This is a genomic window from Arachnia propionica, assembly GCF_003932785.1.
GTDB lineage: Bacteria > Actinomycetota > Actinomycetes > Propionibacteriales > Propionibacteriaceae > Arachnia > Arachnia propionica_B.
Window position 1 is genome coordinate 36,635 of the sequence record NZ_RQYT01000009.1, and the last position, 15,699, is coordinate 52,333.

Annotated in this window: 13 protein-coding genes; 7 read left to right on the top strand and 6 right to left on the bottom strand. The window is 70.1% G+C overall.

All coding sequences use genetic code 11. The annotated features are described in order from the left end of the window. Positions 1-89: 89 nt before the first annotated feature. From ftsL to mraZ, 3 genes are all read right to left on the bottom strand, one after another. Entirely contained in the window at positions 90-569 is a 480-nt protein-coding gene (gene ftsL / locus EII35_RS05880; RefSeq protein ID WP_125227530.1) for a cell division protein FtsL, read from the bottom strand. Then, the gene (gene rsmH / locus EII35_RS05885; protein ID WP_125227531.1) at positions 566-1,519 is read right to left on the bottom strand and encodes a 16S rRNA (cytosine(1402)-N(4))-methyltransferase RsmH; all 954 of its coding nucleotides are present in this window, start codon (positions 1,517-1,519) and stop codon (positions 566-568) included. Before rsmH ends, ftsL begins: the two co-directional genes overlap by 4 nt. 135 nt (positions 1,520-1,654) lie before the next feature. Then, a complete protein-coding gene (gene mraZ / locus EII35_RS05890; RefSeq protein WP_125227532.1) occupies positions 1,655-2,089 on the bottom strand; it encodes a division/cell wall cluster transcriptional repressor MraZ in 435 nt (144 codons plus the stop codon). A gap of 283 nt (positions 2,090-2,372) precedes the next feature. Between mraZ and EII35_RS05895 the strand changes: the two genes are divergently transcribed. The 6 genes from EII35_RS05895 (at position 2,373) to EII35_RS05920 (ending at position 9,768) form a co-directional block, all read left to right on the top strand. Further along, positions 2,373-3,272, top strand: coding sequence for an AAA family ATPase (locus EII35_RS05895; protein WP_260465033.1), 900 nt, complete (start codon positions 2,373-2,375; stop codon positions 3,270-3,272). Positions 3,273-3,321: 49 nt separating this feature from the next. Continuing rightward, the gene (locus tag EII35_RS05900) at positions 3,322-4,521 is read left to right on the top strand and encodes a DUF58 domain-containing protein (RefSeq protein WP_185744198.1); all 1,200 of its coding nucleotides are present in this window, start codon (positions 3,322-3,324) and stop codon (positions 4,519-4,521) included. Then, the gene (locus tag EII35_RS05905) at positions 4,518-6,683 is read left to right on the top strand and encodes a transglutaminase TgpA family protein (RefSeq protein ID WP_125227535.1); all 2,166 of its coding nucleotides are present in this window, start codon (positions 4,518-4,520) and stop codon (positions 6,681-6,683) included. Before EII35_RS05900 ends, EII35_RS05905 begins: the two co-directional genes overlap by 4 nt. Positions 6,684-6,754: 71 nt before the next feature. Next, positions 6,755-7,144 (top strand): DUF3040 domain-containing protein, encoded by a 390-nt coding sequence (locus EII35_RS05910; RefSeq protein WP_125227536.1) that lies wholly within the window; start codon positions 6,755-6,757, stop codon positions 7,142-7,144. Positions 7,145-7,198: 54 nt separating this feature from the next. Continuing rightward, positions 7,199-8,449, top strand: coding sequence for a M16 family metallopeptidase (locus EII35_RS05915; RefSeq protein ID WP_125227537.1), 1,251 nt, complete (start codon positions 7,199-7,201; stop codon positions 8,447-8,449). Next, the gene (locus EII35_RS05920) at positions 8,446-9,768 is read left to right on the top strand and encodes a M16 family metallopeptidase (protein ID WP_185744199.1); all 1,323 of its coding nucleotides are present in this window, start codon (positions 8,446-8,448) and stop codon (positions 9,766-9,768) included. The genes EII35_RS05915 and EII35_RS05920 overlap by 4 nt, the downstream gene beginning before the upstream one ends. 7 nt (positions 9,769-9,775) lie before the next feature. Here the strand turns inward: EII35_RS05920 and EII35_RS05925 are convergent, their stop codons facing one another. From EII35_RS05925 to EII35_RS05935, 3 genes are read right to left on the bottom strand one after another with little or no spacing between them, the layout of a single operon-like run. Then, positions 9,776-12,643 carry a UPF0182 family membrane protein gene (locus EII35_RS05925; protein WP_125227539.1) on the bottom strand — a complete coding sequence of 956 codons (2,868 nt, stop codon included), beginning with the start codon at positions 12,641-12,643 and terminating at the stop codon, positions 9,776-9,778. Then, positions 12,640-13,161: a PPA1309 family protein gene (locus EII35_RS05930; RefSeq protein ID WP_125227540.1), complete on the bottom strand. Its 522-nt coding sequence runs from the start codon at positions 13,159-13,161 to the stop codon at positions 12,640-12,642. Before EII35_RS05930 ends, EII35_RS05925 begins: the two co-directional genes overlap by 4 nt. After that, positions 13,154-14,194, bottom strand: coding sequence for a YlbL family protein (locus tag EII35_RS05935; RefSeq protein ID WP_260465029.1), 1,041 nt, complete (start codon positions 14,192-14,194; stop codon positions 13,154-13,156). The genes EII35_RS05930 and EII35_RS05935 overlap by 8 nt, the downstream gene beginning before the upstream one ends. 127 nt (positions 14,195-14,321) lie before the next feature. Here EII35_RS05935 and EII35_RS05940 point away from each other — a divergent pair, with 127 nt between their 5' ends. Continuing rightward, the gene (locus EII35_RS05940; RefSeq protein WP_185744200.1) at positions 14,322-15,620 is read left to right on the top strand and encodes a zinc-dependent metalloprotease; all 1,299 of its coding nucleotides are present in this window, start codon (positions 14,322-14,324) and stop codon (positions 15,618-15,620) included. Positions 15,621-15,699 lie beyond the last annotated feature (79 nt).

Genomic DNA, 15,699 nt, shown 5'->3' on the forward strand with positions numbered 1-15,699 from the left:
GGTCCCCCGGGACGAGGCCCCGCGGGCCTCCCCGGGGCGCGGACCACCCGATGGGCGACGACGGGGCGTCTCCCGCCCCTTCCCGGCGCTCATGCCTCCCCCGTCGTGTTCTCGGCCCCGGCGTCGGGCGCCGTGGGCAGCGGATCGGCGGGCACGTTGCGCGTGATGTACGGCGCCTCGTCGCCCTTCACGGGCCGGGGCTCCCCGAGGAGTGTCCCCGTCGACAGGTCGACGAAGGCCGGGAACGGGTTGGGCACCATCCCGAGCTGCGCGGCGCGCAGCGCCAGGGACCCGGGGCTCGCCACCTGCTGGAGCTCGCTGGTGAGCTCCGCCTCCTCGTAGGACAACGCGGTGGCCTCCTTCCGCAGGGCCGAGAGTTCACGCGACTGGGCGCCCACCTGGGTGGTGATGATCATGACCGCGGCCATGCCCACCACCACGAGGCCTGCCAGGATGAGCAGGAAACCGAAAGTGGACACGCTGGACGGGGCCGCGGCGATACGCAGGCGGCCGCGAGGGACCGGGGTCGGCTCGATGACGACGTCCCGGTCGAGGATGGTGGTGCTCACGCTGCCTCCTTGATCCGTTGGGCTGCGCGGAGTCGGGCCGACGCCGCGCGTGGGTTGTTCTCGATCTCCTCCTGGCCGGGCCTCTCGGCTCCCCGGGTGAGGAGCTGGAGTTCCGGCCGAAGGTGTTCCGGCACCACCGGCATGTCGCGGGGTGCCCGGTCGCTGGCCAGATCGGCGAGGGCCTGCTTGACCTGGCGGTCCTCCAGGGAGTGGTAGGCCAGTACCGCGATCCGGCCCTGCACCCGAAGCGATCCGATCGCCGCGGGCAGGAACCGCGCCAGCCCCCGCATCTCGTCGTTGACCTCGATGCGCAGCGCCTGGAAGGTCCGCTTGGCCGGATGCCCTCCGCTGTGCCGGGCAGCTGCGGGGATGGCCGCCGCGATCACGTCGACGAGGCGGGCCGAGGTGGTGAACGGCTGCCGGTCACGTTCCGCGACGATGGCCGTCGCGATGCGGTCGGCGAAGCGTTCCTCCCCGTAGCGCCGGAGGATCCGTGCGATGTCGGCGGCGCTCCACGAGTTGAGGATGTCAGCGGCCGTCACCCCGCCGTCCGGATCCATGCGCATGTCGAGCGGCGAGTCGACGCGGTAGGCGAAGCCACGCTCCGCCCGATCGATCTGGAGGGAGCTCAGCCCGAGGTCCGCGAGGACGGCATCCGCTCCAGCGATGCCCAGCCCGGCGAGGACCTCCTCGATCTCGTCGTGGACCGCCCGCACGAGGACGGCACGTTCGGCGAGATCCCCCAGGCGCTCCCGGGCCACCTCCAGGGCGTCAGGGTCCCTGTCGATGCCGACGAGCCTGGCCTGAGGTGCCGCCTCGAGCACGGCGCGGGCGTGGCCGGCCAGCCCGAGGGTGCAGTCCACGTAGACCGATCCCGGACGACTCAGGGCGGGGGCCAGCAACTCGACGATCCGCGTCACCATGACGGGGTCGTGCACATCCGTGAACATCGTTGCGGCCCTCCCTTCCGACTCGTTTCCCCAAGCTCCCACCCGTGACAGGGGTTCCTTCACCGGAATCGCACCTGGCCTCGGGGAAGTAAGGCCAGGGTCGGCCCCGGTGACGGACCTCCGTCACGGGTCGGGTCACTGCCCCAGATGGGACAGCAGTTCTGCGTCGAGTTCCGCGAAGCCGGATTCCTGCTCCGCCTGGTACTCGGCCCAGACAGTGGCGTCCCAGATCTCAGCGCGGTTCATCGCGCCGATCACCACGACGTCGCGGTCCAGACCGGCATAGGCGCGCAGGATCGGTGGGATCGTGATGCGCCCCTGCTTGTCCGGAACCTCGAAGCTGGCCCCCGCCGTCAGCATGCGCTGGTAGTCGCGGACCTGCTTCAACGTGGAGGGTGCGGCACTGACCGGGGCCATGAGGGCCTCGAACGTGTCCTTCGGGTAGATGGCCAGCGCCCGCTCCTGCGTGCGTGTGACCACGAGGCCCTCCTCCAGGGCCTCTCGGAACTTCGCGGGCAGGATCAGGCGACCCTTCTCGTCCAGCTTGGGCGTGTGGGTCCCAAGGAACATCCAGGTCACCCCCTTCCCGCAAAATCCCCTCCACTTTGCTCCACTGGCCCCCACAATACCCCACTTCGCTCCACTGACACTCCACACGCGGTGTGTCCCCGAGGATCTCCCGGCGGTTTCACGCGGTCAGGAACGCATGCGATTCGCGCCTCTTGACGTGACCTCATAGGCTTCATTGGCGTTGAGACGTCCCGGATCTGCGAGGAGAGGCATGACCCAGCCACCAACCACAGCCATGACTCCAGGCGAGGCGGCGGACCTCGCGCACCGCATCGAACGGGCCATGGGTCAGGTGATCGTCGGCAAGCCGGAACAGATCCGTATGGCGGTCATCGCGCTGCTCGCGAAGGGGCACCTCCTTCTCGAGGACGTGCCCGGGGTGGGCAAGACGGTCCTCGCGAAGGCACTGGGGCGAGCCGTGGACGGCCACGTCACCCGCATCCAGTTCACGCCCGATCTGCTCCCGAGCGACGTGACGGGCGTGTCGGTGTTCAACCAGGCGACCCGGGAGTTCGAGTTCAAGCCGGGCGGCATCTTCGCCAACGTCGTACTGGGGGACGAGATCAACCGCGCATCGCCGAAGACCCAGTCGGCACTGCTCGAGGCGATGGCGGAGGGGCAGGTGTCCGCCGACGGGCGCACCTACCGCCTCACGGAGCCGTTCATGGTCGTCGCCACCCAGAACCCCATCGAGATGGAGGGCACCTACCCCCTCCCGGAGGCCCAACGGGACCGCTTCATGGCGAGGATCGAGATGGGCTACCCGCCGCACGACTCGGAGGTGGCGATGCTCCAGGCCGCGGCCGCCGGGGACAGCCTCGGCTCCGTGACCCCCGTCGCCTCGATCGCCCAGGTGCGCGACGCGATCCGCGCGATGGAGGACGTGTACCTCGCACCCGTGGTCAACGACTACATCGTGCGTCTCATCGAGGCCACCCGGAACCATCCGGAGCTACGTCTCGGGGCGAGCCCCCGCGCCTGCGTCCATCTCATGCGCGCCTCCCGCGTCGCCGCTGCCCTGGCCCGACGCGACTACGTGGTGCCGGAGGACGTCCAGCAACTCGCCGTTCCGGTACTCGCCCACCGGGTCCTGCTCACCGTGGACGCCCAGGTGGCCCGGCAGAGCAACGAGACCGTCATCCGCCAGATCGCCGACTCCGTCCCCCGCCCTCACCGGAGCTGACATGGGCTTCCGCTCCGGCTTGACGGCAAGGGGGTGGACGCTCCTCATCGTGGGGGCAGCCATCGCAGCCGCGGCCAGCTACATCGGCGAACCCGACCTCGCCTGGGTGGGGGTGTTCCTCGCCGCCATTCCGCTGTGCGGTCTGCTCGCCGTGTTCCTCCTGTCGCCCCGCCTGACCCTCGAGCGTTCCGTCGTCCCGAGCTCGGTGGCGATCGGCGAACCGGCACGGGCCCGCCTCGCCGTGTCGAATTCGCGACGTTTCAGCTTCTCGAACCTGAGTTTCCGGGACGGTACACCAAGAACACTCGGTCCCGATGCCCGGTTCGAACTGTTGAAAGGGATCACCGTCTGGCGTCAGGTCGCCGGCTACGACGTGCCCACCCTGATGCGGGGACACTTCCCCCTCGGCCCCCTCACGGCCCGCAACCACGACCCCCTGAACACGGCGTGGCGGCAGCGGCGGATCCCCGGCGACCCCGCGTGGCTCCGGGTGACCCCCGAGGTCTGGCCGATCTCACTACCCCGGTCCGGCCGGTCGGTCGGCTCCTCGGGTGAGGCCACGCCGCAACGGGTGGGGCAGGCCGGGATGGACGACGTCCTGGTCCGGGAGTACCAGCACGGCGACGGTCTGCGTCGTGTTCACTGGCGGATGACCGCCAAACGGGGCGAGCTCATGGTCAGGCTGGAGGAACAACCATGGGACCCGGCCTTGACGGTGCTGATCGACACCCGGGATCAGGCCCACCTCGGCTCGGGTCGCGACTCGAGCCTCGAATGGGGCATCTCCTTCGGCACCTCCGTGGCCAACGCGTTGCTCGCCGAACGGCTGCGCGTCGCCGTCGTGGGTGCCGACGGCACGGTCTTCCGTCCGCTGCGCGGCGAGGGCTCCTCGGGGCGGGAACGTCTGATGGCGGCCATGACCGATGTGTCGGCCTCCGGCCGCTCCTCCCTCGAGGACTGCCTGGCCGACCCCGACGCCCTGAGCATCGCCCAGTCGGTCGTGGCCTGCCTCGGGGTCCTCACCGCACGGGACGCCGCCGCGCTCGTTGCGGCAACGATCGGGTTGGCCCAGTGCGACGCCCTCGTGCCCGACGCTGAGGCGTTCTCCCTGCCCCCCGATCGGGCCGCCGCCCACGACGAGGCCTGTCGCCTGTTGTCGAGCACCGGTTGGAACCTCGCCCCCTACGGCCCCACCACCAAGGTGCCTCAGGCGTGGCAACTGCTCATGGCAAGGAGGGAGGCCCTGTGAGAACGACCCGCTCGTTTCTGCTGCCCCTGACCATCTCACTCGCCGTGCTGGTGTCCCTGTTCCCCATCGACCCGCTGGTCGAGGGACCGGTGGTGACCCTGGACACCGTGCTCCTCCTCCTGGTTCCCGGGCTGCTGGGCAGCGTCCTCGCCCTCGTCGGCCTGGGGCGGGTGCTCTCGGTGCTCCTCACCTCCCTCGCCTGCGTCGCCGTGCTGGCATGGCGTGGCCTGGCGTTGGCGCCGGGACATGCCCCCACCCACGCGTGGGCCGGCCTGACGGGGGACGGTGCCCGAGCCCTCGCCGAGGCGACGCTGCCCATACCCATCGCACCCGGGATCACGTGGCTGCTGCTCATGCTCGCCGCCACGAGCTGGATCCTCACCACGACCTTCGCCGAGGCATTGGAGCAGCCCGGGTGGGCCATCGCCTCGCTCGCCCTGCCCTTCGGGATCGCCGCCGTCGTGCAGCCCGAGGAGGTTGCCCTCGATCTGTTCCTCGGCGTCGCAGCAGGCTACGTGGCTGTGCTCCTCGCCGCCCCACGCCCCGTGTCCCCCGGATTCGAGGGGTCCCGTTGGCTGGTGGGGGCCGTCTCCGCCGGGCTCGCCGTGGCCCTCGCCGTCGCCGTGGCAACCTTCCTCCCCATGGGTGAGAAGCAGCCCTGGCGCTCGAATCTCAACGAGGCCCCCATCGAACTGGGGGACCCCACCGTTGATCTGGAGGAGAACCTGCATCGTCCGGACCCCGTGGACGTGCTGCGCTACACCTCCAGTGACGGCGCACCCCACTATCTGCGCACCACCGCGATGACGAGGATCACGACCAACGGTGCGCAGCTCGACTCGATGCGGCTGCGTTCCGGGGACCTGGCCGGGGCCTACGACTTCCCCGGAACGAAGGTCGACCTCTCGATCTCCATGGCCTTTCCCTCCCAGTACCTGCCGGTCCCGTTCTCGCCCGAGCAGTTCCGGGCTGACGGGAAGTGGGGCTGGGACCCGGACACGCTCGCCGTCGTCGCGACCGGGCAGGAAGGGGCGCGACAGAGCCAGCGGCTGGACTACACGGTGACCTCGGTGATCCCCCAGCACGACGCCGCGACCATCGCCGCCGCGAAGGCGGGGAAGAGCCCCGACGGGGAACGCAGCCTCGAGGTTCCCCAGGACGTCCCCGCCCGAGTCGCCGACCTGCTCGCCGAGATCACCAAGGGCGCGGAGACGGACGGCCAGAAGGCCCTCGCCCTGGTGGAGTTCTTCCAGTCCGATCAATTCACCTACACGCTCGAGGCCCCCGGTTCATCCAGCACCAGCGCCCTGGCCGATTTCCTCCTCAACGAGCGAGCGGGGTACTGCATCCATTTCTCGATCAGCATGGCCCTCCTCTCGCGCATGTCCGGCATCCCGGCCCGGGTCGCGGTCGGATTCACCGGGGGAACCGCTGACGGCAACGGTTTCCGGGTGACGACGGACAACATGCACGCCTGGCCCGAGCTGTACTTCGAGGGCCTGGGGTGGGTACCCTTCGAGCCAACCAAGTCCTACGGCGGCGGCAGCAGCGGGGAGGGCAACCAGCCCGCACCGCCCCCGTCCACCGAATCCGCCGCCCCCACCACGCCGGAGGCGACCCCGAGTCCCTCACCGGAGCCAACCCCCACGGCCGAGGCGAGCCCGGAGCCCAGCCCCTCCGGGCAGCCGGGTGCCAGCGACGACCAGCCGGGGCCCGCCGACGGGAGCTCGGGCAGCCCGTGGTTCTGGCCGGTGGTCGGCCTCCTCGGGCTCCTCGTCCTCGCCGTCCTCCCGGCGGTCATCAGGTGGGCCCGCGGCTGGTGGCGGCTCCGACCCTCCCGCGCCGGGGCGGACCTGGCCTCCGCCGCGTGGCGGGAGTTGCGGGACACCTTCACCGATGCCGGACTCCCCTGGGAGCCCGGATCGCCCGGGGCAGCGGCGGCCACCATGGCCGCGGGCCTCGGGAGGGAGGCGGCGACGGACCTGAGGCTGGTCGCCGATCTCGTGGAACGCACCCTCTACGCACAACAGGCCCCGGACCCGGGCGAACTGCCGAGCGCAACGCGTCGGGCACGGCGCCTGATCCTGGGCGGACTGCCGCCGACCCAACGCTGGTCGGCACGCCTGCTACCCCGCTCGCTCATCCGCCCGCGACGGAGGTGATGGGCGGCGGGATCGCCGCCTACAATGGAGTTCCCAGGGATTGACCGGTCCCGGCACGAAGGAGGGTGTGGATGGCTCTGTCCGAGCAGGAACAGCGACGTCTCGAGCAGCTGGAGGCCTCCCTCATGGAGGAGGATCCCCAACTGGCCGACACCCTCCGCGGCGTTCCTCAGTACAAGGTTCAGAAGCGCCGGGCGACCCTGGCGGTCCTCGGGTTCGTCGCGGGTCTGACAGCCCTCGTGGTCGGGATCCAGATACACCCGGCCGTCTCGGTGATCGGCTTCGTGCTCATGCTGGCCTCCGCGATCGTGGGCCTCAGCGCCTGGACGAGGATCTCGGAGGACGGTGTCCCCGCCGATCACGGTCACGCACCTCGCCCGGTGAAGCCGCAGTCGACCAGCGATTTCATGGAGAAGCTCGAGGAGAGGTGGCGCCGCCGCCAGCAGGGCGAGGATCGCTGAACCTCCCCGGTGTCGTGGGCCGATACAGTTGACCCGCGACACGAAGGAGGCACGATGGGCGATCCCCACCAGGTCATCGACCGACACCGGCTGGACAATGGTCTCGAGCTGGCGGTGATGCCGGATCCCCGCTCCCCCGCCGTCGCGATCAACCTCAGCTTCGTCGTCGGCTCCGTCGACGAGGATCCCCACGCCACCGGCTTCGCCCACCTCTTCGAACACCTCATGTTCCAGGGATCCGCGCAGGTCGCCCCGGGGGAACACATGGCGACGATCGAGTCGCTGGGCGGCTCCATCAACGCCTACACCTCCTCGGACCGCACCGTCTACCACGAGACCGTCCCACCGGGGGCGCTGGAGCTGGCCCTGTGGCTGGAGGCGGACCGGATGCGCAGCCTCGACATCTCCCGGACCAACCTCGACGCGCAACGCGACGTCGTCGCCCAGGAGAAGGCCCAGCGCTACGACAACCGCCCCTACGGCGACCTGCTGGAACTGCTCGTGGCCCAGCACTTCCCCGCGTCACACCCCTACGGTCACCTCCCGATCGGCTCGATGGCGCATCTGGCCGAGGCCGATCTCGCGGATGTGACGGCGTTCCATGAGCGCTGGTACCGCCCGTCGAACGCGAAACTCGTCATCTGCGGTGGCGTCACCACCCGGGCGGCCGTGGACCTGGTGGAGCGGCACTTCGGCGACATCGAGGACGTGGCCGTGCCGGAACGCGGTGCGCTGCCGGACCCCGAGCCACGCCCGACCCGGCGGGTGGTCCGGGGGCAGGTGCCGCACCCGCTGGTGTTCACCTCGTGGCTCGGCCCCCGCGCCGACGAGCCGTCACACCTCGCACTCGACCTCGGGCTGGGCATCCTCGGGGACGGTCAGGCGTCCCGACTCCATCGCCGCCTGGTCAAGGAACGCGCCGTCGCGCAGGAGACCCACACCTTCCTGCTCTCGAACCTGCGCGGCGCCTCCCTCGCCGTGATTCAGGCACGCCCCGCCGAGGGCAAGGACCCGGACGAAGTCACGGCGGCCCTCGAGGAGGAGCTGGTCTCCTTCAACGGTCCCGACGCCCAGGAGCTCGACAGGGCCAGGGCCAGGGCCGAGCGGGACTGGCTCGAGGAACTCGCCACCGTGGCGGGGCGGGCCGCCGTCGCGGCCGACGCCTGGCTGACCCACGGGGACCCCGAACGGATGAACTCCCATCTCGACGAGGTGTCCGCCATCCGCGAGCAGGACATCGCCGAGGCCGTCGCGGCCAGAACCGGCGCCGGTCTGCTCCACTACCTTCCCGAGGAGTCGAAGTGAGCCGACCCGCCGTCACCGACCCGTCCCCCTGGCAGTTCCCCCTGCCCCACGAGACCCGGCTGGACAACGGTCTGCGCCTGTGGCGCATCCACCTGCCGGGGCAACGACTCGTCGCCGCCGAACTCGTGCTCCCGGCGCCCGTCGCAATGGAGGACCGCCGCCTGGAGGGGGTCGCCGCCGTCGCCCTGCACGCCGCGGACGAGGCGACCCGATCCCACCCGGACGTCATCGAGCAGCTCGAGTTGCAGGGGGCGGCACTCGGCGGGTCCACCGGCTGGCACCACACGCACCTGTCGCTCAGCGTCCCGGCACGGCGGCTGCCCACCGCACTGCGGCTGTTCGCGGAGGTGGTGATGGAGCCCGCCTACGACGACGATGCCGTCGCCCATCACGTCGAGGCCCTGGATGCGGCGTGGCGACAGCGCATGGCAGCGCCCGCAGGTCGCGCACCGCAGCAGCTCCGCGCCGCCCTGTTCGGGCCGGAGTGCCGGGAGGGACGCGAACTCACGGGGACCGCCGACACCCTCGCCGCGATCCGACCCGACGACGTGGTCGCCTGGCATGCCCGCCACTGGCACCCCGCGGGAGCCACGCTGGTCGTCGCGGGCGATCTGGAGGACCTCGACGACACCTCCCTGCTCTCCCCCTTCGAGCGGTGGCACCCCGGCGTCCCGACCGAGACACCGGAACCGAGCGCACGGGACCGGGGAGGCTGCGTGGTCGTGGACCATCCGGGGGCCGCACAGACCGTCATCCGCGCGGCCCAGTTCACGCCCGGCCGCCACGATCCCTCGTGGCCGGCGCTGAAACTCGGCGGGCACGCCATGGCGGGGGCGTTCTCCTCCCGACTCAACCTGGAGCTGCGTGAACGTCGCGGCTTCACCTACGGCGTCTCCGGCGGCGTGGCGCCCCGCCGGCACGGCGGCTGGTTCACCGTCGCCGCGGCCGTGGCCAACGAGAGCGCCGCGGAGTGCATCAGCCTGCTGCACCAACACCTGGCCCTTCCGGAGGACCTCACCGCCGAGGAGGTGGCGGACTGCGCCCGTTTCCTCGTCCAGGTGGCTCCGCTCAGCTACGAGACGGCCGGTGACATCGCCCACCAGAGCGCGGTCCTGGCAGCCGCCGAGGAGCACCCGCGTTTCGTCAACGAGGTGAACGCCCGCTACGCCACCACATCGGCCGCCGAGGCCTCGGAGACCTGGCGGCGCCTCATCAGCCCGGAACGGCTGACCGTGGTGCTCGTCGGGCCGGCCGAGCAGCTCAGCCGGGACCTGGAGCGGGCGGGCATCGCCCACGAGGTGATGCCCGCCACCCCCTGAGGGACTCCTACTCCTGCTCGAGCAGGGTGAGCGCCTCCTCGGCCTTCTGCTTGGCCTCCTGGTTCAGCCGCTGGTACCCGGCGAGGTCACCCGCCCGCAGTGCCTCATCCGCGGCGGCGTGCTTGTCGACGGCCTCCTTGACCAGTTCCTTGGCCCGTTCCGCCGGCGGCTGGGCCGATGGGACGGTGCCCTGGCTCGGGGTCTGACCCTCGACGGGCTGCTCACCCGTCGCGGCGCCCGCGTCGCCCTGGAACACCTGGTCGAGGGCGGCCTGGAGGGTGTCGCCGATTCCGACGTGCTCGCCGAACCGGACCACGACGAACCGCAGGGCGGGATAGCCGCCGCTGGTCTCACTCGTCTGCGTGTAGATGGGCTGCACGTACATGAGCCCGCCGCCCACGGGCAGGGTCAGCAGGTTGCCGTAGATCGCCCTGGCATTGCCCTGCCGGTTGAACGGGAGCAGCCGGTCCGCGACCGTCTCATTCGTGGAGATGGCGTTGTAGGTCTGCCCCGGTCCGGGGATCTGCTTGGCATCCGACAGCTTGAGCGCCCGCAGCTTCCCGTAGTCGGGGCTCGTCGCGTCGGCGTTGACGGCCAGGTACACCGACAGGTTCTCGCGCCCCCTCGGGACGAAGACCGTGGTGTTGGAGTAGTAGGCCTGGTCGTCGCCCGGCCACTTGATGGTGAGGAAGTACGGGGGCTCCTTGGTGCCCTGCTGCCCACCGTGGACGGGGTCCGACGGGACCTCCCAGATGTCCGACTGCTGGAAGAAGGTGTAGGGGTTCGTCGTGTGGTAGAGCCCCATCACCTGGCGCTGGACCTTGAACAGGTCCTGCGGGTACCGCAGGTGGGCCATGAGCTCCGGTGAGATCTCGGACTTCGGGGTGATGAGTCCCGGGTACACCTTCGACCAGGTCTTGAGGATCGGGTCCTCCTCGTCCCAGCCGTAGAGCGTGACGGTGCCGTCGTAGGCGTCAACGGTCGCCTTGACGGAGTTGCGCACGTAGTTGACCTGGGTGCCCCGCACCAGCTGGTTGCCGGTCGTGCGGGTGTCCCGGATCACGCTGGTCCAGTCAACCCGTGAGGAGTTCGGGAAGTCCGCACTCGTGGTGTAGGCGTCGATGATCCACACGATCCGACCGTTGACCGCGCTCGGGTAGGGGTCGGAGTCGACGGTGAGGAACGGGGCGACCTGGCGCACCCGTTCGACGGGGACCCGGTCGTGGAGCAACCGGGAGTCGGAGTTGACACGCTCGGACAGCAACAGGTTGACGTCCCCGAAGCGGATCGCGAACGCCGCCTTGTTGATGAAGTTCCCGATGGGGACCCCACCGGCTCCGGTGTAGGTGTACTTCGTCTCGGTGTGTCCCTCGCCACCGCCGGGGGTGTCGAGCTCGACGGGGTCCATCGACTCCGGGGCACCGGCGATCACCCAGTGGGTGGACTCCTCCCCGAAGTAGATCCGGGGCTGGTCGATGCCCAGCAGCCCCTCGGTGGGGATGCCGCCGGAGAAGAAGGTCGGCTCGCCGTTGGACTCACGCCGGTTGCCGTAGGCGGCCACCATCCCGTACCCGTGGGTGTAGACGGTGTGCTTGTTGTTCCACGTGTTGCCGGCCTCGACCACGTCGAGATCCAGTTCACGGGCAGCGACCACGGCATCCGTCTCCCGCCCCTCGATGGCGTAGCGGTCGACGTCGAGGGTGGTCGGGAACCGGTAGTAGCCCCGGACCTGCTGCAGCTGTTCGAAGGTCTGCGCGATGACGGCCGGATCCATCAGACGGATGGCGGGCAGGGACTCCGCGTCCTGACGCAGCTGGCCCGCGCTCACCGTCGTGACCGCCTCGTAGTCGGTGATCTCGACGTCGTCGATGCCGAAGGCGTCCCGGGTGGCGGCGATGTTGTTGGCGATCCAGGGCCGTTCCAGATCGGGCTCGTTGGGCTTGACCACGAAGCTGTGGATCACCCACGGGTAGACCGAGGAGACGATGAGCGACGACACCACGAGCAGACCGACGGAGACCCCGGGGATGCTCCAGCGCACCTTGACCGCGTTGTAGAAGCAGAGCAGGGCGCAGATGATGGCGATGCAGGCGATGATGAGGCTGGCCGGGATCCGCGCGGTGGCGTCGGTGTAGTTGACGCCCGTGAACAGGCTGTTCTGCGTGGTGAGGAAGCCGTACCGGTCGAGGAACATCGAGATGCCGTAGAGCAGCAGGGCGACCCCCAGCAGCACGGAGACCTGCTGCTGGGCGGGTTTGCCCGCCCGAAGGTTCCCGGAGCCGCGGAAGGCGGCCGCGTTGATGGACCCGGTCAGGAAGTGCACCATGAGCGCCCCCACGAGCGCCGCGACGACGACGAGGGTGAGGAACGAGATGACGAAGCGCCACCAGGGCAGGTGGAAGACGTAGAAGGAGGCGTCCAGTCCGAACACCGCGTCCTTCGACCCGAACTCCGTTGCACGGATCCAGGCGAGGAACGTCTGGTCCTGCCCGGAGGCGAACGCCCCGCCGAGGGCCACGCCGACCAGCGCCGGCACGAGCATCATGATCCGGGAGCGACGATCCAGGTTGTCCCGGAGCTGGATGAGGAACTCGGAGTCCAGGTTGCTGCGTCTGATCGGTGGCCGGAGCCGGTAGGCCAGGGTCATCGACGCGAAGACCGCCGCCCCCATGAGCAGGCCGAACACGACGAACAGCCCGACCCGGGCCGTCAGCTGGGTGACGAAGACCGTGGTCGCGGAGACGCTGCGGAACCACAGGAAGTCGGTCCAGAAGCGGGCAGCCAGTGCGGCGACGAGGGCCAGCACGCCCAGGATCCCGACCGTGATGATGAGGGGACTGCGGCGGGGGGCCTCCAGGGCCTCAGCAGCCATCATGCCTCCTTGCTCAGGGTGGAGAGGAGCGCGTCGGCCAGTCCGGGGACCAGGTCCTCGGCACCGAGCAGATCCTCGGGGTTGGACACGAGCCGGGCCAGGCCATGCCTGGTCCCGTCACGCAGGACACCGACGACGAAACGCACATCGGTGCGCGCCGGGTGGGAGTTGACGAAGTCGACGGCCTTGTCGTCGTCCTCCGGGATCTCCCCCTCGAACTCGGGGGGGAGCAGGGCGCGTTCCATGGCGAGCGCACAGCCCAGCACCGTGTCCGGCCAGGAGATGCGCTGCAGCCGCTCGAACAGGTCGTCACCGACGGTGAACTCGTCCTGTTCGATGGCGGTCAGGGAGTCCGGCGCGGTCTGCGCGACCCTGTCCCGCAGCTGTGGTTCGAGTTCGAGCAGCGCCCCCGTCTCCACGAGGGCGAAGAGGCGGGCTGGCTGGTCCCAGCCGAGCTGGGAGACGTGACGTTCGATCTCCGCGAGGGCGGCCAGCAATCGGCTCTGGTCTTTCTCACTCACAGGTGGGAACCTCCTCGTTGGGTTTGCCTTCCTCCAGCATCTGGAGCGCCGCGATGGCGTCCTTCAGCGTCGAGACGGGGATGAGGCGCAACGACGTCCGCAGTCCCCCGAGGTCGGCGCAGTTCGTCCGGGGCAGCAGGAAGACCTTCGCCCCGGCCTTCTCCGCCCCCTTGATCTTCTCCCGGACACCACCGATGGCAGAGACCTTGCCCGCCGCGTCGATCGCTCCGGTTCCCGCGACGACCGAGCCCTCCGTGAGCACGCCGTCGCTGATGCGGTCGTAGACGGCGAGCGCGAAGACGAGCCCTGCCGACGGGCCGACGATGTCCGGGTCGATGCGGTAGTTCACCGTCGGCGCGTACCGGTAGCCGATGCTGGTGGTGATGCCGACGCTCGCGGCACCGTCCGCCCCGGCGACCGCCGTGACGGTCACGTTGGTGACCTCACCGCCGCGGATCACCCGGAACACGATCGGGTCGCCGACGTTGCGGCGGCGCACGGCGTCGCGCACCGCCTCCGCCTTCGACACGTCCTCGTTGTCGATCGCCTCGATGAGGTCACCCGGCTCCAGGACCCCGTGGGAGGGGCCGGACAGCACGACCCCCGAGACCATGGGCATCGCCGTCACCGCCTGACCCGCCGCCCTCAGCGCGGCGACCGTGGCGTTGACCCGGGAGGTGTCCATCATCGCGACGGCCTCGCTCTGGACCTCCTCGTTCGACTTGCCCGCCGGGTAGACGACATCCCGCGGCAGGGCGTCGGAGTCCTCGACCAGATGGGCGATGAGGGCCTCGGGCAGGCTGACGCTGGAGTCGACGCGGCTGGTGGAGACGGTGGTCATGAGCAGCGTGCCGCCACTCGAACTCGTCGGCAGCCCCGAGATCTCGATGAGGGGGCCATCGCTGGTCGAGCTCAGCACGTCGACGGTCTGTCCGGGACGCCACGTGACGAAGGGAACGGGGGTCAGCACGATCGCGACGGCCAACATGACGAACAGCACCGAGGACACCACCGCGACCAGATTGCGCGACACACCATCCCCCTTCCTCGTTGCCCTGTGGGTGTGGGAAAGCGTACCAAGCCCGCCAGCACACGATCTGACGCGATCTCTTGGTGCCATGAGGTTCAATGGATGTCTGAGTCATCGTGAAAGGGGCGTCATGACCACTCCAGGAGGTTTCGACTTCGAGCAGCTCCGCCGGATGCTGGAGCAGCTCGGCCTTGAGGCCGACAACCTCAACCTGGCCGATCTGATGGGGCGGATGCAGCACCTGCAGGCGGCCGGAGGAATCGGCTTCACCCCTGCGGACCAGGACCCGGACGCGGCCTGGCGCACCACCATCACGCGCGCCATCAACGCGACCCGGGAGCTGGGCCCGGACCCGGAGCACTCGGCACAGGAGAAACTCGCCATCGCGGATGCGGAACGGCTGGCCCAGTCCTGGCTGGACCCGGTGACGTCGTTCAGCGCGGCCGGCGTGCCGCCCCTGACGCTGCGGCGCAGCGAATGGCTCCTGGCCACCTCCGAGGGCTGGCGCAAGCTCGTCGAGCCCATCATCGAGGGCCTGGCCGTGGCGCTCCAGCGCGGGGCCGGGGACCCGACCGATCCGGAGCTGCAGGGCCTGAGCGCCATGCTGGCCCCCATGATGCGCACCGCCGCCTCCCTGGTGTACCGGGAGCGTCTCGGCAGGGTGCTGGCCGCCGTGGCCGCGTCGACCCTCACCGGCTCGGAGATCGGCATCCGGCTCGCTACCGGCTCCCAGGCGACGATCCTCCCCATCAACGTCGCGGAGTTCACCCGCGACCTCGACCTCCCCGAGGGCGACGTGGTGCTCCACCTGCTGCTGCGCGAGGCGGCCCGGCAGCGCCTGTTCGACTCGGTGGGCTGGCTGACCCCGCAGCTCGAGGCCCTCCTCGCGCACTTCGCCCGGGAGATCCACATCGACTTCGAGGCCCTGACGGAGCAGCTGCACCCCGCCATGGAGGAGATGAACCTGGAGGAGATCGTCGCCGTGAGCGAACAGGTGCAGCGTTCGTTCTTCAAGCCAGCCTCCACCCCCACGCAGCTGGAGATCCTCGGGCGGCTCGAGGTCCTGCTGGCCCTCATCGAGGGCTGGGTGGACCATGTCGTGGCGAGCGCCGCCCAGCACATGCCGACGGCCCCGCAGCTGGCCGAGGTGGTGCGTCGCCGCCGGGCCTCCGGCGGCCCGATCCGGGACGTGTTCAAGGATCTCCTCGGGTTGGAGCTCCACCCGAGGCTCGTACGCGACGCCGAGAACCTGTGGGCCTCGCAGGAGCACGCCCACGGCCCGGAGGCCCGCGACGCGATCTGGCGCCATCCCGATCTGTTGCCGACCGCGAAGCACCTCGCGGATCCCCTGTCCTACGTCCATCCCGATCACCGGACGGATGACGAGGGTGACCTCGACGCGGAGCTGCGCAGGCTGTTGGGGGATTGATCCCTCCCCCTTGACGGGGACCCCCTCGACAGGATTGACTATGTGCAGGTCCTCATCCGGGCCGGCACGCAGGGGAAGG